Here is a 20,368-nt window from a genome sequence, read left to right on the forward strand (position 1 = left end):
GCTCCTCAGTCGAGTATGAAGCTCTCCAGGTACGACGGGACGGCCCGGTCGAGCATCGACTGCGACCTGGCGCGGATCTGCCGGTCGCTGTGCTCGCTCTCCGGCAGCATCCAGAAGCGGTCGGCGCGTATCCCGTCCACGACCGTCGCGGCGACGTCCTCCACGGGGGTGAACTCCACCTCGCGGCCGGCCGCACGCATGGCGGACTCCCACTGGTCGAGGCTGCGGTACGGGGTCCTGCGCGGGCGCTCCTTGGCGTACCGCTCGGGCCGGTTGCGGTGCGACTCCCACAGCCCGGTACGGAGCATGTGCGGGCCGGGGAAGAGGACGGAGGCGCCGACCGCCGCGCCCTCCGCCTTCAGATGCGCGTACAGGGACTCGGTCATCGTGACGACGGCGGACTTGGTGACCGCGTACACGGAGGCGGTCGGCAGCGGGGCGATCCCGCCGTCGCCGGACGAGGTGTTGACGACATGGCCGGGGCCGCCGTCCGCGAGCATGCGCGGCACGAACGCCTGGATGCCGTGGAAGACACCCCACACGTTGACCGCGAAGGCCCACTTCCAGTCGTTCGGCTCGTGCTCCCACATCCGGCCCTCGGCCCCGGAGCCGACACCGGCGTTGTTGCACAGCACGTGCACGGCGCCGAAGGTGTCGTACGCGGCTTCGGCGAGGGCCTGTACGGAGTCGCGTTCGCCGACGTCGACGACCCGGGCCAGCACCCGCGCACCGTCCTGGCGCAATCCGGCCGCAGCCGCGTCGAGCGCGCCCTCCTCCACGTCGGCGAGGACGACCTTCAGCCCCTCGGCCGCGAACCTGCGCACCATCGCGAGGCCGATGCCGCTCGCGGCACCGGTGACGACGGCCACCTGCCCCTCCTCCAGTCTCATCGGACGCTCCCCTCGGGCGGACCGTCGTGGATCTGCTGCGGGTCGTCGTAGCGCTGGTGGATGTACGGCAGCAACGCCTCGGCACTCACCCGCTCCACGGCCCTGCCCCGCTGGTCACTGGTCTTCTCGCCGATGGTGAGGTCGACCAGCCGGTGTACGGGGAGGTCGGCGACCGGGTCGTACACCGACTCGCGCAGCACCACGTCGCCCGCGATGCGTTCCAGCCGGCGGACCTTCTCGCGGCGGGTGCAGTGGATCAGGACCGGATCGGAGTCGAAGCCCTCACCGTCCACGGCGGGCAGGAACTTGAAGTAGAAGTCGAGCTTGTCGGCCGGTTCGGGCAGCGGGAGCGGCCCGTCGACGGCGCCCCGCACCTCGACGAAGGCGATGCCGTGCCGGGCGAGCGCGGCCCGGACGACGAGGCCGTCGCGTTCGACGGTCACCTCGCCGAGCTTCTTCGGTTCGCCGAACACCTCGCGGCCGCCGGTCAGCGCCCGTTCATGGGTCATCGGCATGACGAGCGGATACCAGCCCTCGTGCCCGCCGTGGACGGCGGCCACCGCGACGGAGCCGGCGCCGAGCGGGTAGCCGGGGAGCTGGACCGTGCTGATGCTGGCCCGGACCAGTGGGCGCCCGGTGGGTTCGAGGGGCGGCGGGAGGACGGCCGCCACCGCGTCGGGGTCGCTCTCCCAGAGGGCCACCACACCGGTGGACCAGATGTCGGGGAGTGTGGAGCGGGCCGCGCGGGCCGCCGCGATCTCGGCCTCGGTGCGCGCGCCGTACCGTACACGTGCCATGCCGTGCCACCCTTCTCGGTCGTCCGTGAATCGGTTCTCCGTGGCTGGGTTCTCCGTGCCCGGGTGCTCTCCGTGCCCAGGTCGTCCGGGCCGGTCTCTCTCCGTGCCCGGGTTCTCCGGACCGGGCTCTGTAACACAGTTACACCGGCGCCGATGAAGGGTAAAGAGGCGTGCACGTAACGGAGTCCGGGAGTCGAGGAGCGCTGTGGCCCGATCGTCGCTGACCCGTGAAGAGGTCCTGGACACCGCCGCGGCGCTGGTGAAGCAGCACGGTCCGCAGGCCCTCACCATGCGCGCCCTCGCCGCCGGACTGGGCACCGCGGTCACGTCGATCTACTGGCACGTCGGCAATCGCGAATCGCTCCTGGACGCCCTCGTCGAGCGCACCGTGCGGGAGATGGGCACCCTCCGCCCGGCCGGCCGGACCCCGGCGGCCCGCATCGTCTCCGTCGCCCGCGGCCTGCGCCGTGAACTGCGGGCCCGGCCGCATCTGATCGCGATGGTCCACGAACGGGGGCTCACCGAGCGGATGTTCCTCCCCGCGCAGCAGGCCCTCGTCCACGAGGTGCACGCCGCGGGGCTGCGCGGGGCGCGGGCGGCGGCGGCGGTGCGGGCGGTGCAGTTCCAGACCGTCGGCTTCCTGCTGGTCGAACGCAACCGTGAGCGGTCCCCCGTCCAGTCCCCCGGCGAGGGCGACCTGTGGACCGCGTCCACCGCGGACGACGACCCGGCGCTGGCCCGCGCGCTGGCCCGGCCCGCCGACCCGGACCGGCTGTTCGCGGACTCCGTGCGGGCCCTGGTGGAGGGGTTGCTGGCCGGTCCCGTACCACGGGCGTCCCGCCCCGGAACCCCCGCGCCGGGGCGGGAGACGGCCGAATAGGAGACTGTCGGTCGCGGCCCGTATTCTCTGTGACCATGCTCGACGACCGCCAGACCGCAGCACCGTGGCCGCCCGCCTACCCGCAGGGGTACGCGGTCGTCGACGTGGAGACCACCGGCCTCGCACGGGACGACCGGATAGTGTCCGCCGCCGTCTACCGCCTGGACGCACAGGGCAATGTCGAGGACCACTGGTACACCCTCGTCAATCCGCAGCGCGATCCCGGTCCTGTCTGGATCCACGGACTGACCAGCGAGGTCCTCGAAGACGCTCCGCTCTTCCCGGAGGTCGCCGCCCAGTTGTCCGAACGGCTGGCGGACCGCGTGCTCGTCGCGCACAACGCGGCCTTCGACTGGTCGATGCTGGCCCGGGAGTACGCGCGGGCCTCCTCCGCCGCCCCCGTCGAGCAGCGGCTGTGCACCATCGCCCTCGCCAAGGAACTGCGGCTGCCGCTGCCCAACCACAAGCTGGAGTCGCTGGCCGCGCACTTCGGAGTGGTGCAGCAGCGCGCCCACCACGCGCTGGACGACGCCCGGGTCCTGGCGGAGGCGTTCCGGCCGAGTCTGCACGCGGCGGCGCGGGGCGGGGTGCGGCTGCCGTTGCTGGAGTGCCGGCCGCTGACCGAGTGGTCGGACTCCCCGGTCACCCCGCGGATCGGCCATCAGTCTTCGTACGGTCAGGGCAGCTGGCGTCCCTCGCGCAAGCGTCCGGCGTGCCCGTATCCGAACCCGGGGCGGTACGAGAAGGACAAACCCCTCATGCAGGGCATGCGGGTGGCGTTCTCCGGCGACACCTCCGTCGACCGCGAGCTGCTGGAGGACCGGGCCGTCGAGGCCGGGCTGCATGTGGCGACCAGCGTGTCCCGGCTGACGAGTCTGCTCGTCACCAACGATCCGGACGCGGCGACATCGAAGACGGTGAAGGCGAAGTCGTTCGGGACCCCGATCCTGGACGAGAGCGCGTTCACCCATCTGCTGCGCGATGTGGCGCCGGCGGCGACACAGCAGGCCGCGCGGTCATCGGAGTGAACCGGGGGCGACTCGCCCGCCCGCCGCTCGCCCGCCGCCGCCCCGGCGTCCCACCCTGTGGCGCATGGCACGTTGTGAGGTTTGCGGAAACGATTACGGCATGTCCTTCGAGGTGCACGCACAGGGCGCGGTGCACGTCTTCGACTGCTTCTCCTGCGCCATTCACCGCATGGCGCCCCTCTGCGAGCACTGCCGGGTCCAGATCATCGGCCAGGGCGTCGAGGTCGACGGCCACTGGTTCTGCGGCGGTCACTGCGCCCGCGCCGAGGGGAAGGTGGGCATCATCGACAAAGTCTGAGCACCGGCCGCCGCGCCCCCTTCCCCCACCCCTGCGCGATGCACCCCATGACGCAGTTGTACCGTCATGGGGTGTACCGCTTCCTGTTGACCCGGCAGTGGCTGATCCTCGCCCTCCTCGCCCTCGTACTGATTCCCACGATGGTCGAGCTGGGCTTCTGGCAGCTGCACCGGCATGAGCACAAGGTCGCGCAGAACTCCCTGATCTCCCGCAACCTCAAGGCGAGACCGGTTCCGGTCGCCTCGCTCACCTCCCCGGGTCACACGGTCCCGCGCTCCGACTACTGGCGCGCGGTGACGGCCACGGGCACGTACGACACGGCGCACGAGGTGGTCGTACGGCGCAGGACCTCCACCGACGGCCGGATCGGCGTCCATGTGCTGATCCCGCTCGACCTCAAGGGCGGCGGCACGGTCCTGGTCAACCGCGGCTGGGTGCCCTCCGCCGACAGCCAGCGCGCGTTCCCCGACGTACCGGCCGTGCCCAGGGGCGAAGTGACCGTGACCGGGCGGCTCAAGGCCGACGAGACGACGGGCACCAGCGGCATCAAGGACATTTCAGACCTGCCGGACCGCCAGGTGATGCTGATCAACAGCGCCCAGGAGGCCAAGAGGCTCTCCCGGCCGGTGCTCGGCGGCTACATCGAGCAGACCGGACCCGAACCGCCCGGCGGCTCACCGGAACCGATCGCCGCCCCCGACGACGGCTCGATCGGCCCGCACATGGCGTACGCCGTGCAGTGGTGGCTGTTCGCCGCCGGGGTTCCGGTGGGCTTCGTGGTGCTCGCCCGCCGGGAGAAGCGCGACCGGGTGGAGGCCGCGGCCGAGGCCGCCGCCGGGGAGCAGGAATCCTCCGGACCGGCGCAGCCGGAACAGCCGGAGAAGCCGGAGCCCGCGACGGCCTGACGCCGTCCGCGCCGGGGCGCCGTCGTACCGGAGCGGCCGGGGGTGCCGACGTGACGCCTGCCTCTCATGGGACCGGGCTGCTTAACGAGGCCCATGTTCGGGAACACGCCAGAACGTGACCCCACGCATCGAGGACTATGCCCTCATCGGCGATCTGCAGACAGCCGCCCTGGTCGGCAGGAACGGTTCTGTCGACTGGCTCTGCCTGCCCCGCTTCGACTCGGGCGCCTGTTTCGCGGCCCTGCTCGGCGACGAGGACAACGGCCACTGGCGGATCGCCCCGAAGGGCGCCGACACCTGCACCCGGCGCGGCTACACGGGTGACTCCCTGGTCCTGGAGACGTACTGGGAGACCCGTACCGGCACGGTCAAGGTCATCGACTTCATGCCGCAGCGCGACCGCGAACCCGATGTCATGCGGATCGTCGAGGGCATCAGCGGCACGGTCGAGATGAGCTCCGTGATCCGGTTGCGCTTCGACTTCGGCTCGGTCGTGCCCTGGGTGCGCCGCTCGCAGGGGCACCGGGTGGCGGTCGCCGGGCCGGACTCGGCCTGGCTGCGGAGCGAGCCGCCGGTCAAGACCTGGGGGCAGCAGTTCTCCACCTGCTCGTCGTTCGCCGTCTCCGCGAACGAACAGGTGGCGTTCGTCCTGACCTGGCACCCCTCGCACTCGCCCCGTCCCGAACTCGTCGACCCGTACGAGGCACTGGAAAGCACCCTGGCGGACTGGTCCGAGTGGTCCGCGCGGTGCAAGTACCGGGGCCCGTACCGGGAGGCGGTGATCCGCTCGCTGATCACGCTGAAGGCACTCACCTTCGGCCCGACCGGCGGCATCGTGGCCGCTCCCACCACCTCGCTGCCCGAGGAGATCGGCGGCGTACGGAACTGGGACTACCGCTTCTGCTGGCTGCGGGACTCCACGCTCACCCTCGGCGCCCTCATCTCGGCCGGCTATCTGGAGGAGGCCGCGGCCTGGCGGGACTGGCTGCTGCGGGCCGTCGCCGGGGACCCGGCCGACCTGCAGATCATGTACGGCCTGGCGGGCGAGCGCAGACTGCCCGAGTCGGAGCTGCCCTGGCTGCGCGGCTACGAGAACTCCGGCCCGGTCCGGATCGGCAACGCCGCGGTGCGCCAGCGCCAGCTCGACGTGTACGGCGAGGTCATCGACTCGTTGCGGCTCGCACGCGAGGCCGGCCTGGACGACAAGCCGCACGCCTGGAATCTGCAGCTCAGCCTGCTCGGCTTCCTGGAGTCCACCTGGCGCGAGCCGGACGAGGGGCTGTGGGAGATCCGCGGCCAGCGCCGCCACTTCGTGCACTCCAAGGTGATGGCCTGGGTCGCCGCCGACCGCGCCGTACGCACCCTGGAGAAGAACCCCGCGCTGGCCGGCGAAGCCGACCGGTGGCGGACGATGCGGGACGCCGTGCACCGGGAGGTGTGCGAGAAGGGGTTCGACCCGGTGCGGAACACCTTCACACAGTCCTACGGCTCCCGGAACCTGGACGCCGCGACCCTGCTGATCCCCCGGACCGGATTCCTGCCGCCGGACGATCCCCGGGTGATCGGGACGGTCGACGCGGTCCGGGAGGAGCTGGGCAGCGGCTGCCTGGTCCGCCGCTACAGCACCGACGGCATCTCGATCGACGGGCTGCCCGGCAGCGAAGGGGCTTTCCTCGCCTGCTCCTTCTGGCTGGCCGACGCCCTGCATCTGACCGGGCGCACCGACGAGGCCCGCACTCTCTTCGAGCAGCTGCTGGCACTGCGCAACGATGTGGGGCTGCTCGCCGAGGAGTACGACACCGTCGGGCGCCGGCAGGTCGGCAACTTCCCGCAGGCGTTCAGCCACATCGGACTGGTGGGCACCGCCATGGCCCTGGCCGGGGAGGACACACTGGAGCCCGGCGCGGCAGGATAGAACCCATGGATCTTGGACTGAAGGACCGCGTGTACATCGTCACCGGAGCGACCCGGGGGCTGGGCAACGCCACGGCCCGGGCGCTGGCCGAGGACGGTGCGAGGGTGATCATCACCGGGCGGGACGAGAAGCGCGTCGAGGCGGCCGCCGCCGGACTGGGGGCGGGCGCCCTCGGCCTCGCCGCCGACAACGCCGACCCCGCCTCGGCTCAGCGCCTCGTCGACCGTGCGCACGAGCGGTTCGGGCGGCTCGACGGCATTCTCATCAGCGTCGGCGGACCGGCGCCCGGCTTCCTCGCCGACAACACCGACGCGCAGTGGCAGTCGGCCTTCGAGTCGGTGTTCCTGGGTGCGGTACGCCTCGCCAGGGCCGCGGCGACCGTGCTCGGTGAGGGCGGGGTCATCGGTTTCGTGCTCTCCGGCTCCGTGTACGAGCCGATCTCCGGGCTGACGATCTCCAACGGTCTGCGCCCCGGCCTGGCCGGTTTCGCCAAGTCCCTGGCCGACGAACTCGGTCCCCGGGGCATCCGGGTGCTGGGCGTGCTGCCGGGCCGGATCGACACGGACCGGGTACGTGAGCTGGACGCGCTCTCGGGCGACGCGGAGGCATCCCGCACGGCCGGTGAGGCGCGTATTCCGCTGCGCCGGTACGGCACGCCGGAGGAGTTCGGCCGGACCGCGGCGTTCCTGCTCTCGCCCGCGGCCTCGTATCTGACGGGCCTCATGGTGCCGATCGACGGCGGCTCCCGGCACGGCTTCTGAATCGGTCCGGCCTCGTGCCGCACCGCCGGACGGGCAGGCCCCCCAGGCCTGTCCGACGGTCCGTCAGCTCACCCTTTCCGCACGGTGCTTGACCGCTCTCAGCCGCACCTCCGCAGGCAGTTCGGCCAGCCCCGCGGAGTCCCGCGCATGGGCCAGCACCTCGTCGGCGAGGCGGCCGAGTGCCTCGTCCGGCGCCGCGTGCGGCTCCGTCAGCAGGCGGATCCTGGCGTGCGGCGACCTGCGCCGACCGGTCAGCCTGACCTGGGCGCGGGCCACTCCGTCCAGGGTCCCCGCCTCCTGGGCGAGCACCCCCTCCAGAGCCCGGCCCCGCAGCAGCACCCCCTCGCCGTCGCCGCTGTCCACCAGCACCTCGGCGAGGCGGGCACGGCGCAGTTGGGCCAGCAGCCACCACAGGGCGAGGACGACCACGACGGCCAGGACCGCGATCACCGCCGGCCACCACCACCCCTCGCCGCGCCAGCGGTCCCGTTCGGCCTCACCGAGGAGGACGGCGCCCTTGCCGTGCCAGGGCCACCAGGACGGCACGGCGAGGCCGAGTCCGGCGGCGAGCACCGCGCCGCCGGCACAGATCAGCACCAGCCCGGCAAGGCCGAGCAGCACCCGGTTGACGGTCCTGAGCAACGGACTCACCCCTTCTTCGCCGGACGGCGGACCCGCACGGACAGGCTCGGGGGCCTGGCCAGCCCCAGTTCCCCGACTGCGGTCCCGAGCACGGTGTCCAGATCGGCCCGTACGTCGTCGAGCTCGCGGAAGTGCGACACCGCGCGCACCCCGGCCCTGCCCCGGCCCATCCGGACCCGTACCGACTGCACACCGGACACCTCGACGGCCCGGTCGCGCAGTACCAGTGCCGCCGCGGTCCGGTCGAGACCGGCCCGTACACCGGGACGGTCGCGGCGCATCGGCAGCAGGGCGCGGAGCCCGGGGGTGACGGCGAGCACCAGCAGCCAGAGGCCGATCGCCAGCGCGGCCACCGCGCCGGCCAGTACCCAGATGTTGTCCAGCGGCCGGTCGGCGAGCTCGTCGGCCAGCGCGCGGCGCCACCGCATCGCCGGACGGCCGGCCCGTACCGCCGCCACGTCGTAGAGCAGCAGACCGGTGCCGCCGAGGACCACCAGCGCGAGCACTGCGGCGGGGATGCGGCGCGCGGACCAGAAACGGCCCGGCCGGCCGCCGCCCTCCTGCTGCGCGGGCACCGGGTCGTACGTGGCGGACCGGCCGGGTTCGAGCCCGTCCCCCTGTTCGACGGGCCGGGCGGCGGGCGGCCGCCCCGTACGGTGCTGCGGGTCGTGGGGCTCGGTCATCGGGTCCTTCCCTGTGCCGCGATGCCCGCTCCTGTCGGGTACAGGCGCTCGACCTGCACGGCGACCTCGGGCACGTCCATCCCCGCCAACGTCCTCACCCGTTCGGCGACATGCCGGCGCACCCCGCCGCACTGGCGGCCGATGTCGGTGGGGTATCCGAGCTCCAGGCTCACCCGCACCCGGGCGGCGCCGCGGTGCACCCTCACCGTGGCGCGCGGCGAGGCGCCTTCCTCCGGCGGCTCGTCGATCGCCTCCTTCGCCGCTTGTGCGGCGATCTTCGCGACCACCCGGTCGGCGATCCGGGTCTCCCCGCGCTCACCGGCCGCGACCCGGCCGCTCACCCCCGTCACCGCCGTCACCGCCGTCGGTCGCCGCGTTCGCGACCTCGGAAGAAGTCGCCGGGTTCCAGGTCACCTTCCAGGAGCCGGCCGACGACGAAACCGACCGCCCCCAACGCCGCCACCAGGAGAAAGGCTCCGAATCCGCCGAAGTACCCGGCGAATCCGAGCGCCATGCCGGCCACCATGCCGACCACCGCCATGCTCATCATGCGCTCCTCGACTGCATCGGTTCGCAGGCCCACGGGTTCGGAGGCCTACTGAAGACGTGGTTCGGTCTGGTCCTCGTCGTCGGCCTCGTCGGGCAGCTTCACATCGCTCACCGCGATGTTGACCTCGACGACTTCCAGACCGGTCATCCGCTCGACCGCCGCGATCACGTTCTCCCGTACGTCACGGGCGACATCGATGATCGACACGCCGTAGTCGACGACGATCTCCAGGTCGAGCGCGGTCTGCGACTCGCCCACTTCCGCCTTGACCCCGCGCGTGACGGACTTGCCACCGCCCGGGACCCGGTCGCGCACCGCGCCGAACGTGCGTGACAAGCCGCTGCCCATCGCGTGGACACCGACCACGTCACGTGCCGCCATGCCCGCGATCTTCTCGACCACTCCGTCGGCGATGGTCGTGCGGCCGCGGGTCGCGGGGTCTCCCCCGCCGCGCTTGACGAGCGGGCTCGATTCCTTGTCGGGGTTCTCGGGACGGTTCCGCTGGGGGGTGTCGGTCATCGCCACTCTTCCCTTCAGGACATTTTGGACCTCTTTGCCCACATTAAGTGCGCTTGCCCGGTCTCGCGCCGTGGATGCGGCAGGCTGAGGGAATGACGACAGCGGACGGCCGGCACAGGGCCGACGGATGGACGGCGGCAGTTCGGCAGCGGATCGGCCTCGGCCGGCTGCTGCCACTGGGCGGTCCGGCGGACGGGGCCTGGATCTCGGAGCGGGCCGCGGTCGCGGTGCTGCGCGGCGCGGTGGGCGGGCCGGGGCCGGGCCCGGTGCTCGGAAAACTCAGGATCTCGGTGGCGGATCCGGACAGGAGCCCGGCCCCGGAGGTGGAGCCTCCGCCGAGCGCGCTGCCGCCGGGGCCACTGCGGATGGAGGCGGCCATGTCGGCGATGTCCGGTCTGCCGCTGCCCGCCGCCGCGGCGGCACTGCGCTCGGCGCTGCTGACGGCGGCCGGGCAGCGGCTGGGGCTGGTGGTCGCCGAGGTGGATGTCCGGGTGACGGAACTGCTGGACACGCCACCCGTACGGCCGACCCCCGAACCGGCCGCGGTGCGCGCGGCGAGGCCGGAGGGGGTGGCGGGGGCCGCTGCCGCGGGTGTTCCCGGTGTCGTGACGCTGACCGGGGTGCTGGGCAACGCGGTGCACACGGGCCCGGGTCACGTACGGGTCGAAGTGGCGACGGACGCGGACCACCGGGCGCTCGACGTGGCACGTGCGGTGCGGGATGCGGTGGCGGCCTCGGTGGAGGGGCACCCCTCGGTCGCCGTACTGATCACCGCGGTGGTGGAGCGGACCTGACCACCGGGCGCGGGGCCGGCCACCGGACGGAACCGTCCGCCGGACGCTCGGGCCCGAGGCCCGAGGCCGGGGCCGGGGCCGCGGCCGTCCGGCCCCCGAGGGCTGTACCGGCTTCCGTTCAGTCGGTGATGCCCGCCAGGTCGCGCAGTCGCCGCCCCTGCGCGGCGCGTTCGGCGATGCGCTGCTCCTCGTAACCACGGGAGGCGGCACCGCTCAGCAGCGCCTTGGTCTCCACGACCGCGTCGCGCGGGGCGGCCAGCAGCGCGCCGGCCAGGTCACGGGCCGCGGCGTCCAGCTCACCGGCGGGGACCACGAGGTTGGCGAGGCCGGTGCGCTCGGCCTCCTCGGCGTGCACGAAGCGGCCCGTGGCGCAGATTTCGAGCGCGCGGGCGTACCCCACCAGGTTCACCAGGGGGTGGGTGCCGGTGAGGTCGGGGACCAGGCCGAGGCTGGTCTCACGCATGGCGAACTGCACGTCCTCGGCGACGATGCGCAGATCGCAGGCGAGAGCGAGCTGGAAGCCGGCACCGATCGCGTGCCCCTGGACCGCCGCGACCGACACGATGTCGTTGCGGCGCCACCAGGTGAACGCCTCCTGATACTCGGCGATGGTCGCGTCGAGCTCGGACTCCGGACCACGCGCCATGTCGAGGAAGGACGGCTCACCGTCGAACCCCTCGGGGGTGAACGCCTGCCGGTCGAGGCCCGCGGAGAAGGACTTGCCCTCGCCACGGAGCACGACGACCCGCACGCTGCCGGGCAGTGCCCGTCCGGCCTCGGTCAACGCCCGCCACAGAGCGGGGGACTGAGCGTTGCGCTTGGCCGGATTGGTGAGGGTCACCGTGGCAACCGCGTCGTCGACGGTGAGCTGTACACCGTCCTTGTCGAGCACAGAGTCGTACGAGGTCATGGGGCGCCTCCGGATCGGTTCAGTCAGCACAGAGAGCTAAGTGACTGAACAGTAACCACCCGGCCGACACCATGGCCGACCGGGTGGCCACCGCCGAAACCGGTGAGCCCCGGGACGGGTCCGGACGGACCTGCCCCGATCCGCCGACGGCCGTCAGGCCGTGGCGGCCTTCTTGCCTCGTGTTGCTCCGCCGCGTCCACGCAGCGTGACTCCGGACTCACTGAGCATCCGGTGGACGAATCCATAGGAGCGGCCGGTCTCTTCGGCCAACGCCCGGATGCTCGCACCGGAGTCGTACTTCTTCTTCAGGTCTGCCGCGAGCTTGTCGCGCGCGGCGCCGGTAACCCGGCTGCCCTTCTTCAGAGTCTCGGCCACCCGTGCCTCCTCATGGGAAGTGCGCTCTGGACTCTCATGATCACCCCTCGGGGGCTTCCTGGCCACCCATTCCGCAAGGTCCGTGCAACCGGATTCCCGCCCGAACAGCGGGCCGACCTGACCGGAATCCCGCATTCCGCGGGGCTGTGGGGGCGGGTGGGAAGAGCCGCGGGACGAACCGCCAGGTCAGGGCCACACGGGGATTGCGGCCCCCAAATGGGTGCGCCCGGCAGGTATCTGCCGGGCGCCGCGCCGAGGTACGAGACGTACTCACGCAGATGATGGATCACGCATGGGCCGAATGATCCATACGGGGTGGATCAGAGGTGACCGGGCAGCGATCAGGCCAGTGCCACCAGGTCCTGGTAGTCCGCGCCCCACAGGTCCTCGACACCGTCCGGCAGCAGGATGATGCGCTCCGGCTGGAGTGCCTCGACCGCTCCCTCGTCGTGCGTGACGAGGACGACGGCGCCCTTGTACGTACGCAGCGCGCCGAGGATCTCCTCGCGGCTGGCCGGGTCGAGGTTGTTCGTCGGCTCGTCCAGGAGCAGCACGTTGGCGGAGGAGACCACGAGGGTCGCCAGCGCGAGACGGGTCTTCTCGCCGCCGGAGAGGACTCCGGCCGGCTTGTCGACGTCGTCGCCGGAGAAGAGGAACGAGCCGAGCGTCTTGCGTACGTCGACGAGATCGAGGTCGGGTGCCGCGGAGCGCATGTTCTCCAGGACGGAGCGGTCCGGGTCGAGGGTCTCGTGCTCCTGGGCGTAGTAGCCGAGCTTGAGTCCGTGGCCCTCGACGACCTGGCCGGTGTCGGCCTTCTCGGCGCCGCCGAGGAGCCTCAGCAGGGTGGTCTTGCCCGCGCCGTTGAGGCCGAGGATGACGACCCGGGAGCCCTTGTCGATGGCGAGGTCCACATCGGTGAAGATTTCGAGCGAGCCGTACGACTTGGACAGCCCCTCCGCCATCAGGGGGGTCTTGCCGCACGGCGCGGGCTCGGGGAAGCGCAGCTTCGCCACCTTGTCGGAGACCCGGACCGCCTCCAGCCCGGAGAGCAGCCGCTCGGCCCGCTTGGCCATGTTCTGCGCGGCGACGGTCTTGGTGGCCTTGGCGCGCATCTTGTCGGCCTGCGAGTTGAGGGCCGCGGCCTTCTTCTCGGCGTTCTGCCGCTCGCGCTTGCGGCGCTTCTCGTCGGCCTCGCGCTGCTGCTGGTAGAGCTTCCAGCCCATGTTGTAGATGTCGATCTGCGACCGGTTGGCGTCGAGGTAGAAGACCTTGTTGACGACCGTCTCGACGAGCTCTTCGTCGTGGGAGATCACGACGAAGCCGCCGCGGTAGGTCTTGAGGTAGTCGCGCAGCCAGACGATCGAGTCGGCGTCGAGGTGGTTCGTCGGCTCGTCGAGCAGCAGGATGTCGGCGTCCGAGAACAGGATGCGGGCCAGCTCGACACGGCGGCGCTGACCGCCGGAGAGCGTGTGGAGCGGCTGTCCGAGCACCCGGTCGGGCAGGCTGAGCGCGGCGGCGATGGTGGCGGCCTCGGCCTCGGCGGCGTATCCGCCCTTGGTGAGGAACTCCGTCTCCAGGCGCTCGTACTTCTTCATCGCCTTCTCGCGGGTGGCGCCCTTGCCGTTCGCCATCCGCTCCTCGTTCTCCCGCATCTTGCGCAGGATCTCGTCGAGGCCGCGGGCGGAGAGGATGCGGTCACGGGCGAGTACGTCGAGGTCGCCGGTGCGCGGGTCCTGCGGGAGGTAGCCGACCTCGCCGGAGCGGGTGATGGTGCCGCCGACCGGGTTGCCCTCACCGGCGAGGCACTTGGTGAGGGTGGTCTTGCCCGCTCCGTTGCGGCCGACGAGGCCGATGCGGTCGCCCTTGGCGATACGGAAGGAGGCGGACTCGATGAGGATCCGGGCGCCGGCGCGCAGCTCGATGGCGGAAGCGGTGATCAAGGTAAAACTCCAGGGCGGGTGGACGGCGGACGGACGACTACGGACTCACGACTCGACGCCGTTTACTCACTCACAGGGAGAATTGCCATACGGCTCATTCTACTGGCGGTGTGCAACTGCTTTTCCGCATGCGCTCACGGCACTTGCGGGGAACCGGCTCGGCGCCGCCGCCCCCCTCCACCGCGCGACCGGAAACGGGGCATTTCCATGTGAACTACCTCATACTCGCCGAAGGCGGTGAGGCCGCCACAGCCGGAGCGGAGGGTGGTGCCGCATGCAGTTCGACGACGACGCCGAGCTGGACACGTCCGAGGTCCAGGACGTGCGCGGCAGCCGCATCCCCGGCGGCAGGGCCACCGCGGGCGGTGGCATCGCCGGGCTCATCGCCCTCGCCCCGGGGCCGCTCTTCGGCGTCGGCCCCGATCAGCTCGGCCTGTCGTCCGGCGACCAGGGCACGGAGGCCACCGCGTCCTCGGCCGCGCAGGTGCAGCAGTCCTGCCGCACCGGGCAGGACGCGAACACCCGGGACGACTGCCGGACCGTAGCGGTGGCCAACAGCGTGCAGGACTACTGGAGTCCTGGACGCACGGCCCGGCCGCGCAGCGCCAGGAGTGGTTCACCACGGGTTTCCGCAGCGGCGACATGGCCGACCGCAACACCTTCCGCCGAGCCGGGCCGCTGCCGGCGGCCGATGGAAGACTGAGACGCAGATCACAGAGATGGCAGAAACGGGTCACGGAGGAAGAGAAGGGGTGAGCGTCATGGCAGGCGCACCGGCCGGTGTTCCGACGATCTATCCGACGATTCTGTACGACGACGCGAAGGCCGCGATCAGGACGCTGACCGAGGGGCTCGGCTTCAAGGAGGAGGCGGTGTACGAGGGCGAGAACGGCCAGGTCCTCCACGCGGAGCTGTCCTGCGGCAACGGCAGGGTGATGCTCGGCTCCAAGGGACGCGAGGGCGTCTTCGCCAAGGCGATGCAGGGGGCGGGACCCGCCGGTGTCTACGTCGTGGTGGACGAGGTCGACGCGCACCACGCCTGTGCCGTGGAGCACGGGGTGGAGATCCTGATGCCGCCCACGGACCAGGACTACGGCTCGCGCGATTACACGGCGCGGGACGGGGAGGGCAATGTGTGGAGCTTCGGGACGTACGCGCCGGGGTCGGCGGACTGACGGCCGAAGCGGACCGACGGCCGAACGAGGCCGGCGGACGGCCGGAGGCACGGGCCGCGGCGGACGGACGACCCGCCGGAGACACGGACCGGTGGGGACACGGGCCGGTGGGGACACGGGCCGGTGGGCGAACCGGCTGACGGACGCGCGGCCGGACGGGCTCCGGGGGCGGACCCCGTCCGGCGCACCGTACGCGCTACGCGCCGCCCGTGTGCACCTGGAACGCGGCCCGGCGCACCGCTTTGGCCAGCGCGGGGTCCGGGTGCGCGGCGGCCAGGGCCACCAGGACCTGCACGGTGCGCGGGTGGCCGACGGCCCGCACCTCGTCCAGCAGGGCCGGGACCGTGCCCTGGACGGCCGAGTCGAGGTGGCGGACCAGCAGCCCGGTCTCACCGTGGTCGGCGACGGCCGCCGCGGTGTCGACCCAGAGCCAGGTGGCCTCCTCGCGGCTGAGCACGTCCTGGGCGTCCTCGGGGTCGGCTCCGTCGTACTCGGCCAGCCAGAGCAGCGCGTAGGGGCGCAGCGAGGGGTCGCCGACGACGGAACGCACCTCGGGTTCGGCCGGTGCGCCGACGACCCGGAGTGCCTCGAAGGCGAGCCCGCGCAGCAGCGCGTCCTCGCCGCGGGCCACGGCGAGGAGTTCGGCGACGGCGCTGCCGACGGGGCGGGCGGCGAGCCAGGCGCGGTATTCGTCGCGGGCCGGGCCGGGGGTGAGCCGGGCGCAGCCGAGCAGCATGTCGGCGGCGGACTGCTCGATGTTCCCGGCGGGGCTCTGGGCGGCGACGCAGATCTGTTCCAGCTTGACCCAGACCGCCCAGTTGCCGAGCGGGGTGAGGGTGGCGTGTCCGGCGCCGAGGGTGAGCGCGCCGACGGCGGCCAGCCCCTCCAGGGCCCAGTCGAGAAGAAGGGCGACCAGGGCGGCGGGGTGTGCGGCAGGGGCGGATTCGGCCGGTGCGGGCAGCGGATGCGGTCCGTACGGCACCTCGCAGCGCTCCTCGTGGAGTTCCGCGACGCGCTGGCCGAGCAGGTCCAGGAGGGCGGGCACGGTGACCGGTCCGGCCGAGAGCTGGAGGAGGGAGAGCACCTGGGGCACGGCTTCGACGGCCTCGGCGACCGCGGTGGACTCGATGCCCTCGGGCGCGGGGTGGACGAGCGACCAGGCGTCGAAGAGCGCCACCCAGCCCCGGAGCACCGCGGAGTCGTCGCGGTCCCAGGCGCGCAGCCGCCAGCCGGGGCGTGCGGTGCCGCCGTGCAGTTCGACGAGACCGGCGAGGCGGGCCCGGTCCCAGCCGGAGCGCACCTGTGCCGGGGACAACTCCAGGGCCGTCGCGGCCCGTTCGAGCGCCTGGACGGCCGGTGGCGGTGCGCCGGGGATCGCGCCGTCGGCTGCCCAGTGGGCGATCCGTACGGCATCGGCGAGGACCGTCCTGGCCTGGCGGGCCAGTTCGGCCCGGGGCGGGGTGCCCTCCGGGGGGCGGGGGGCGGGCCTGGTCCGCCGGGCGGTCACGGCCTTGCGAGCGGTGGCGATGGGTCGCGGGCGGACAAGTCGCAGCCTGGAGTCGCGCGGGGTACGGGACGTCACGGGGAGCAGTCTTGCCCCTGACGGCCCGAAAGCCCAAACGGAACCCGAATTCGCGGGGGAGGGGTCGCCGGACGGGGTCCGGAACCAATCGGCCGATCCCTCGCATCAGGTCACATCAGGGGCGTGAGGAACCGGCGCAGGGCCTCTTCGTAGTGGACCGGGTCGGCATTCCACATCGCCGCATGCGGAGCCTGCGGGACGGCGCGCAGGGCGACCAGGTCCGGGCGGCGGGCGGCCAGATCGCGGGACGGCTGCCAGGGGGCCAGGGTGTCGTCCGGGCCGTGGAAGATCAGGGTCGGGACGCGGAGCTCCGCCGCGAGGGAGCCGTCCAGGAGCCGGGCGCCGCGCAGCCCGGTCTGCCCCTGGGCGGCACGGACGGCGAGCGGCAGCAGCGCGGTCGGCACCCCGCGGGCGACGGCCAGGGCGCGCAGCGTGGCGACCCAGTCCAGGACCGGGGAATCGAGGACGAGACCGCGGATCCGGTCGCGCAGCGCGGAGTTGACGGCCGCGTGCAGCGCCATGGAGGCGCCGGTGGACCAGCCGTGCAGGACGACCTTCTCGGCCCCGTACCGCACGGCGAAGCGGATGGCCGCGTCCAGGTCGCGCCATTCGGATTCGCCGAGATGGGCGAGGCCGTCCGGGGAGCGCGGGGCTCCGGCGTCGCCCCGGTAGGCCAGGTCGAGTACGGGCAGGCTCAGGTCGTGCAGGAACCCCATGACGTTCAGGGGGTGCTCCCTGGTGGTGCCGAGGCCGTGCACGGTGATGACCCAGGTGGCGCGGGCGCCGGGCAGGAACCAGGCGGGCAGCGCGCCGAGTTCGCCGGGGATCTCGACTTCCCTGTGGGCGAGGCCGAGGGCCGAGGAGGGGTCGCCGCTGTACAACTGCGGGGTGACGCGGACCTTGGCCCCGGGTTCCAGGCTGCCGCGGTTGACCCGCTCCAGTCGGCGGACGACGGTGTCGGGGGCGTGATGGGCGTGTTCGATCACCGGGCCGACGACGGCGTGGACGTCGTCGCCCACGAGCCCGTACCTGCCGGGCCGCAGGGCGGCGAAGGAGCGGGTCAGGGTGACCTGCCCGGCGGCCGTGGCGTGCACGGTGAGCCAGCGGTCGGCGGGGAGCGGCCGTCCGGACGGCGCCCTGAGGGCGGCGTCGCTGGCGTACCGGCCGGCCGCGACAGCTGCCGCACCGACGCCGATGATCGTGGTGACGGCTGCTGCCGTGACTGTTGCCGGGCGCACCGCTTCAGTGTCGTGGGGTGTGCCGCACCCTGCCAGCGGACGGGGGCCGTCCGGTGTCCCGGCGGGGACCGGGCGGCCGGGTCTGCGGCCGGGTTGTCCTTATCCTTTCGTGGCCACGGGGCCACGTGGGCCGGACGCCCGGTCAGCCGCCGGGTTGTCCGTACCCCTTCAGGGCTTCCCGGACTTCGCGCAGTTGGGCCGGGGAGAGCAGGCTCGGGGTGTGTCCGGGGACGGAGCTCGCGGTGAGCCAGAGCCGGCAGAGCCATTCCAGCTGGGCGGTCCTGTCGTACGCCTCGTCCAGGGTGGCTCCGTAGGTGACGGTTCCGTGGTTCTGGAGCAGGCAGCCCGTCCGGCCGCGCAGGGCGGTGAGCATGTTCTCGGCCAGTTCCCCGGTCCCGTAGCGCGCGTAGGCCGCGACCCGGACGGAGCCCCCGAGCATGGCGACGGCGTAGTGGACCGGGGGGACCTCGGGGACCAGGGTGGAGACGGCCGTGGCATGCACCGCGTGGGTGTGTACGACGGCCGCCGCGTCGCTGTTCCGGTAGACCGCGAGATGGAGCGGGAGTTCGCTGGTCGGCGCCAGTTCGCCGAGGACGCGGTTGCCGTCCAGATCGACGCCGACCGCGTCCTCGGGGCCTAGCCGGTCGTACGGCACTCCGCTCGGGGTGACCAGGACCGTCCCGCCGACCCGGGCCGACACGTTTCCCGAGGTTCCGACGACGAGGCCGTCCGCCGCCGTCCTGCGGGCGGTGGCGACGACACCCTCCCAGGCCCGTTCGATCGCGTCCCGCTGCTGATCGCTCATGCGGAGATCCTGTCAGCCCGGAAGCCGGACGGACATGCCGTCGGCCGGAGAGACCGCAACCGGAGAGACCGTCGCCACGGATCGGAGAAATTAACAAAAGGGTGACAAGTGGCCGAAACATGTCTCGCCGGGCGCTGCGCCCGGCCCGCACGGCTCCCGGAGAACAACCGGAGGACGGGCAGAGCGGCACGACTCCGCACGGAGACACCACAGCGCCCCGCTCAGTTCATCTTCCGTTCACCCAGGTTGCCTACGGTCCACATGCCACTGCCGTCGAACGATTGCCTGGGTAAATGGAACACATCACGCTGCTCCTCGCGATTGTGATCGTGACAGCTCTAGTGTTCGATTTCACGAACGGTTTCCACGACACCGCCAACGCGATGGCGACCACCATCTCGACCGGCGCGCTCAAACCGAAGACAGCGGTGGCCATGTCCGCCGTTCTCAACCTCGTCGGCGCGTTCCTGTCCGTGGAGGTCGCCAAGACGATCTCCGGCGGGATCATCAACGAGAACGGGCTGCGGACGGAAGTCATCTTCGCGGCACTCGTCGGCGCCATCCTGTGGAATCTGCTGACCTGGCTGGTCGGGCTGCCGTCCAGCTCTTCGCACGCCCTGTTCGGCGGCCTGATCGGCGCGGCGGTGATGTCGGCGGGCTGGTCGTCGGTCAACGGCGGCACCGTCGTCACCAAGGTGCTGCTCCCCGCGGTCGCCGCCCCGATCGTCGCCGGTCTGGCCGCACTGCTGGCCACCCGGCTGACGTACCGGATCGGCGGGAAGATCCGCGACGACGCCCAGGAGAAGGCCACCGCTAAGGGCTACCGCGCCGGTCAGATCGCCTCGGCCGGACTGGTCTCCCTCGCCCACGGCACCAACGACGCGCAGAAGACCATGGGCATCATCACCCTCGCGCTGGTCACCGGTGGCGTCCTGCACCCCGGCTCCAACCCGCCGGTCTGGGTCATCGTCTGCGCCGGTACGGCCATCGCACTCGGCACCTACCTGGGCGGCTGGCGCATCATCCGCACCATGGGCAGCGGCCTCACCGATCTCAAGCCGCCGCAGGGCTTCGCCGCGCAGACCAGTGCGGCCACGGTCATCCTGGCCTCCTCGCACCTCGGCTTCTCCCTCTCCACCACGCAGTCCTGCTCCGGCGCCGTGATGGGCGCGGGCCTCGGCCGCCAGGGCGGCGTGGTCCGCTGGTCCACCGCCACCCGGATGTTCGTCGCCTGGGGGCTGACCCTGCCGGCCGCGGGCCTGGTCGGCGCGGGTGCGGAGTTCCTCACCCGGCAGGGCACCTGGGGTGTCGTCGTCGTCGCGGTGCTGCTGGTCGCGGGCTCCGGGGCGATCTGGCTGGTGTCGCGGCGCAAGCCGGTCGGCCACGGCGATGTCGCGCCGGCGGACGTCCATGCCGAGCCCGCGGGCGTCGTCACCACGGCCATCGCCGCCGTCAGCCCGCCGCCCACCGCGGCCCAGGCGACGGCCCAGGACCTCAAGACCACCATTCCGGCCCCGGCCGGCACCGCCCCGGACCCGGCGCGACCCGCCACTGTCTAGGCCGGCCGTCCAGGCCCGGCCGTCCGTCTAAGAGGTGGTCTCATTTGGTTTGATCGGTAGTCTGTGGTCGTGACGATTGTGGAGCGTCTGGTCCCGGACCGGTTGTGGGAACTGTTCGAGCG

General features: G+C 72.3%; 23 protein-coding genes and 1 pseudogene. 11 read left to right on the forward strand and 13 right to left on the reverse strand.

All coding sequences use genetic code 11. From position 1 onward, the window contains the following. Window positions 1–5: 5 nt before the first annotated feature. A complete protein-coding gene (locus ACIOMQ_RS39530) occupies window positions 6–890 on the reverse strand; it encodes an SDR family NAD(P)-dependent oxidoreductase (RefSeq protein WP_362205923.1) in 885 nt (294 codons plus the stop codon). Further along, window positions 887–1,687, reverse strand: a complete 801-nt coding sequence (locus ACIOMQ_RS39535) for an acetoacetate decarboxylase family protein (protein ID WP_401264407.1) — start codon at window positions 1,685–1,687, stop codon at window positions 887–889. The genes ACIOMQ_RS39530 and ACIOMQ_RS39535 overlap by 4 nt, the downstream gene beginning before the upstream one ends. Window positions 1,688–1,892: 205 nt before the next feature. Here ACIOMQ_RS39535 and ACIOMQ_RS39540 point away from each other — a divergent pair, with 205 nt between their 5' ends. The 6 genes from ACIOMQ_RS39540 (at window position 1,893) to ACIOMQ_RS39565 (ending at window position 7,474) form a co-directional block, all read left to right on the forward strand. Next, a complete protein-coding gene (locus ACIOMQ_RS39540) occupies window positions 1,893–2,567 on the forward strand; it encodes a TetR family transcriptional regulator (RefSeq protein WP_362205929.1) in 675 nt (224 codons plus the stop codon). 29 nt (window positions 2,568–2,596) lie between these two features. Beyond that, on the forward strand, window positions 2,597–3,595 hold the full coding sequence (locus tag ACIOMQ_RS39545) for a DEDDh family exonuclease (protein ID WP_362205932.1): 999 nt from the start codon (window positions 2,597–2,599) through the stop codon (window positions 3,593–3,595). 64 nt (window positions 3,596–3,659) lie between these two features. Continuing rightward, entirely contained in the window at window positions 3,660–3,893 is a 234-nt protein-coding gene (locus ACIOMQ_RS39550; protein ID WP_362205935.1) for a hypothetical protein, read from the forward strand. A 71-nt stretch (window positions 3,894–3,964) separates the two neighbouring features. Beyond that, window positions 3,965–4,798, forward strand: coding sequence for an SURF1 family protein (locus ACIOMQ_RS39555; protein ID WP_401756832.1), 834 nt, complete (start codon window positions 3,965–3,967; stop codon window positions 4,796–4,798). Window positions 4,799–4,913: 115 nt separating this feature from the next. After that, window positions 4,914–6,713, forward strand: a complete 1,800-nt coding sequence (locus tag ACIOMQ_RS39560; protein WP_362205938.1) for a glycoside hydrolase family 15 protein — start codon at window positions 4,914–4,916, stop codon at window positions 6,711–6,713. Window positions 6,714–6,718: 5 nt separating this feature from the next. After that, window positions 6,719–7,474, forward strand: coding sequence for an SDR family oxidoreductase (locus tag ACIOMQ_RS39565; protein WP_362205941.1), 756 nt, complete (start codon window positions 6,719–6,721; stop codon window positions 7,472–7,474). A 63-nt stretch (window positions 7,475–7,537) separates the two neighbouring features. Here the strand turns inward: ACIOMQ_RS39565 and amaP are convergent, their stop codons facing one another. Genes amaP through ACIOMQ_RS39590 form a run of 5 tightly spaced genes read right to left on the reverse strand, consistent with a single transcriptional unit; the run spans window position 7,538 to window position 9,868 of the window. Further along, window positions 7,538–8,125: an alkaline shock response membrane anchor protein AmaP gene (amaP, locus tag ACIOMQ_RS39570; protein WP_402192597.1), complete on the reverse strand. Its 588-nt coding sequence runs from the start codon at window positions 8,123–8,125 to the stop codon at window positions 7,538–7,540. Beyond that, window positions 8,122–8,799 (reverse strand): DUF6286 domain-containing protein, encoded by a 678-nt coding sequence (locus ACIOMQ_RS39575; RefSeq protein ID WP_362205947.1) that lies wholly within the window; start codon window positions 8,797–8,799, stop codon window positions 8,122–8,124. The genes amaP and ACIOMQ_RS39575 overlap by 4 nt, the downstream gene beginning before the upstream one ends. Further along, window positions 8,796–9,149, reverse strand: coding sequence for a hypothetical protein (locus tag ACIOMQ_RS39580; RefSeq protein WP_362205950.1), 354 nt, complete (start codon window positions 9,147–9,149; stop codon window positions 8,796–8,798). The genes ACIOMQ_RS39575 and ACIOMQ_RS39580 overlap by 4 nt, the downstream gene beginning before the upstream one ends. A 5-nt stretch (window positions 9,150–9,154) precedes the next feature. After that, window positions 9,155–9,346: a hypothetical protein gene (locus tag ACIOMQ_RS39585; RefSeq protein ID WP_362206137.1), complete on the reverse strand. Its 192-nt coding sequence runs from the start codon at window positions 9,344–9,346 to the stop codon at window positions 9,155–9,157. A 48-nt stretch (window positions 9,347–9,394) separates the two neighbouring features. Beyond that, the gene (locus ACIOMQ_RS39590; protein WP_362205953.1) at window positions 9,395–9,868 is read right to left on the reverse strand and encodes an Asp23/Gls24 family envelope stress response protein; all 474 of its coding nucleotides are present in this window, start codon (window positions 9,866–9,868) and stop codon (window positions 9,395–9,397) included. Window positions 9,869–9,960: 92 nt separating this feature from the next. Between ACIOMQ_RS39590 and ACIOMQ_RS39595 the strand changes: the two genes are divergently transcribed. Further along, on the forward strand, window positions 9,961–10,662 hold the full coding sequence (locus tag ACIOMQ_RS39595; RefSeq protein WP_401943159.1) for a hypothetical protein: 702 nt from the start codon (window positions 9,961–9,963) through the stop codon (window positions 10,660–10,662). Window positions 10,663–10,780: 118 nt separating this feature from the next. On the opposite strand, the gene ACIOMQ_RS39600 is transcribed toward ACIOMQ_RS39595, so the two are convergent. The 3 genes from ACIOMQ_RS39600 to ACIOMQ_RS39610 all read right to left on the reverse strand — a co-directional run bounded on the left by ACIOMQ_RS39600 (window position 10,781) and on the right by ACIOMQ_RS39610 (window position 13,887). After that, window positions 10,781–11,572, reverse strand: a complete 792-nt coding sequence (locus tag ACIOMQ_RS39600; protein ID WP_362205959.1) for an enoyl-CoA hydratase/isomerase family protein — start codon at window positions 11,570–11,572, stop codon at window positions 10,781–10,783. A gap of 153 nt (window positions 11,573–11,725) precedes the next feature. After that, window positions 11,726–11,947, reverse strand: coding sequence for a helix-turn-helix domain-containing protein (locus ACIOMQ_RS39605; RefSeq protein ID WP_018518904.1), 222 nt, complete (start codon window positions 11,945–11,947; stop codon window positions 11,726–11,728). 341 nt (window positions 11,948–12,288) lie between these two features. Then, entirely contained in the window at window positions 12,289–13,887 is a 1,599-nt protein-coding gene (locus ACIOMQ_RS39610) for an ABC-F family ATP-binding cassette domain-containing protein (RefSeq protein ID WP_362205962.1), read from the reverse strand. A gap of 274 nt (window positions 13,888–14,161) precedes the next feature. On the opposite strand from ACIOMQ_RS39610, the pseudogene ACIOMQ_RS39615 reads away from it, so the two are divergent. The 3 genes and pseudogenes from ACIOMQ_RS39615 to ACIOMQ_RS39625 all read left to right on the forward strand — a co-directional run. Then, window positions 14,162–14,461: pseudogene (locus tag ACIOMQ_RS39615) on the forward strand (hypothetical protein); the annotation flags it as partial. Beyond that, window positions 14,458–14,643 (forward strand): neutral zinc metallopeptidase, encoded by a 186-nt coding sequence (locus tag ACIOMQ_RS39620; RefSeq protein ID WP_362206138.1) that lies wholly within the window; start codon window positions 14,458–14,460, stop codon window positions 14,641–14,643. The pseudogene ACIOMQ_RS39615 and the gene ACIOMQ_RS39620, both read left to right, overlap by 4 nt. A 5-nt stretch (window positions 14,644–14,648) precedes the next feature. Then, window positions 14,649–15,062 carry a VOC family protein gene (locus ACIOMQ_RS39625; protein ID WP_362205965.1) on the forward strand — a complete coding sequence of 138 codons (414 nt, stop codon included), beginning with the start codon at window positions 14,649–14,651 and terminating at the stop codon, window positions 15,060–15,062. Window positions 15,063–15,258: 196 nt separating this feature from the next. Here the strand turns inward: ACIOMQ_RS39625 and ACIOMQ_RS39630 are convergent, their stop codons facing one another. From ACIOMQ_RS39630 to ACIOMQ_RS39640, 3 genes are all read right to left on the reverse strand, one after another. Continuing rightward, complete coding sequence (locus tag ACIOMQ_RS39630) at window positions 15,259–16,569, reverse strand: hypothetical protein (protein ID WP_362206139.1); 1,311 nt, start codon at window positions 16,567–16,569, stop codon at window positions 15,259–15,261. 185 nt (window positions 16,570–16,754) lie between these two features. Then, window positions 16,755–17,882, reverse strand: a complete 1,128-nt coding sequence (locus ACIOMQ_RS39635) for an alpha/beta hydrolase (protein ID WP_401264422.1) — start codon at window positions 17,880–17,882, stop codon at window positions 16,755–16,757. A gap of 142 nt (window positions 17,883–18,024) precedes the next feature. Continuing rightward, entirely contained in the window at window positions 18,025–18,687 is a 663-nt protein-coding gene (locus ACIOMQ_RS39640; protein WP_362205971.1) for a class II aldolase/adducin family protein, read from the reverse strand. A 293-nt stretch (window positions 18,688–18,980) separates the two neighbouring features. On the opposite strand from ACIOMQ_RS39640, the gene ACIOMQ_RS39645 reads away from it, so the two are divergent. Next, complete coding sequence (locus ACIOMQ_RS39645; RefSeq protein WP_362205974.1) at window positions 18,981–20,246, forward strand: inorganic phosphate transporter; 1,266 nt, start codon at window positions 18,981–18,983, stop codon at window positions 20,244–20,246. Window positions 20,247–20,368: the final 122 nt, after the last annotated feature.

The sequence above is a fragment of the Streptomyces sp. NPDC087845 genome (assembly GCF_044742755.1).
Classification (GTDB): domain Bacteria; phylum Actinomycetota; class Actinomycetes; order Streptomycetales; family Streptomycetaceae; genus Streptomyces.

Bases quoted from the DNA above. Each gene is read 5' to 3' on its own strand.
- ACIOMQ_RS39625 (WP_362205965.1), top strand. From the start codon at position 14,649: ATGGCAGGCGCACCGGCCGGTGTTCCGACGATCTATCCGACGATTCTG.
- ACIOMQ_RS39640 (WP_362205971.1), bottom strand. From the start codon at position 18,687: ATGAGCGATCAGCAGCGGGACGCGATCGAACGGGCCTGGGAGGGTGTC.
- ACIOMQ_RS39530 (WP_362205923.1), bottom strand. From the start codon at position 890: ATGAGACTGGAGGAGGGGCAGGTGGCCGTCGTCACCGGTGCCGCGAGC.
- ACIOMQ_RS39550 (WP_362205935.1), top strand. From the start codon at position 3,660: ATGGCACGTTGTGAGGTTTGCGGAAACGATTACGGCATGTCCTTCGAG.
- ACIOMQ_RS39645 (WP_362205974.1), top strand. From the start codon at position 18,981: ATGGAACACATCACGCTGCTCCTCGCGATTGTGATCGTGACAGCTCTA.
- ACIOMQ_RS39590 (WP_362205953.1), bottom strand. From the start codon at position 9,868: ATGACCGACACCCCCCAGCGGAACCGTCCCGAGAACCCCGACAAGGAA.
- ACIOMQ_RS39595 (WP_401943159.1), top strand. From the start codon at position 9,961: ATGACGACAGCGGACGGCCGGCACAGGGCCGACGGATGGACGGCGGCA.
- ACIOMQ_RS39535 (WP_401264407.1), bottom strand. From the start codon at position 1,687: ATGGCACGTGTACGGTACGGCGCGCGCACCGAGGCCGAGATCGCGGCG.
- ACIOMQ_RS39575 (WP_362205947.1), bottom strand. From the start codon at position 8,799: ATGACCGAGCCCCACGACCCGCAGCACCGTACGGGGCGGCCGCCCGCC.
- ACIOMQ_RS39600 (WP_362205959.1), bottom strand. From the start codon at position 11,572: ATGACCTCGTACGACTCTGTGCTCGACAAGGACGGTGTACAGCTCACC.
- ACIOMQ_RS39585 (WP_362206137.1), bottom strand. From the start codon at position 9,346: ATGAGCATGGCGGTGGTCGGCATGGTGGCCGGCATGGCGCTCGGATTC.
- ACIOMQ_RS39565 (WP_362205941.1), top strand. From the start codon at position 6,719: ATGGATCTTGGACTGAAGGACCGCGTGTACATCGTCACCGGAGCGACC.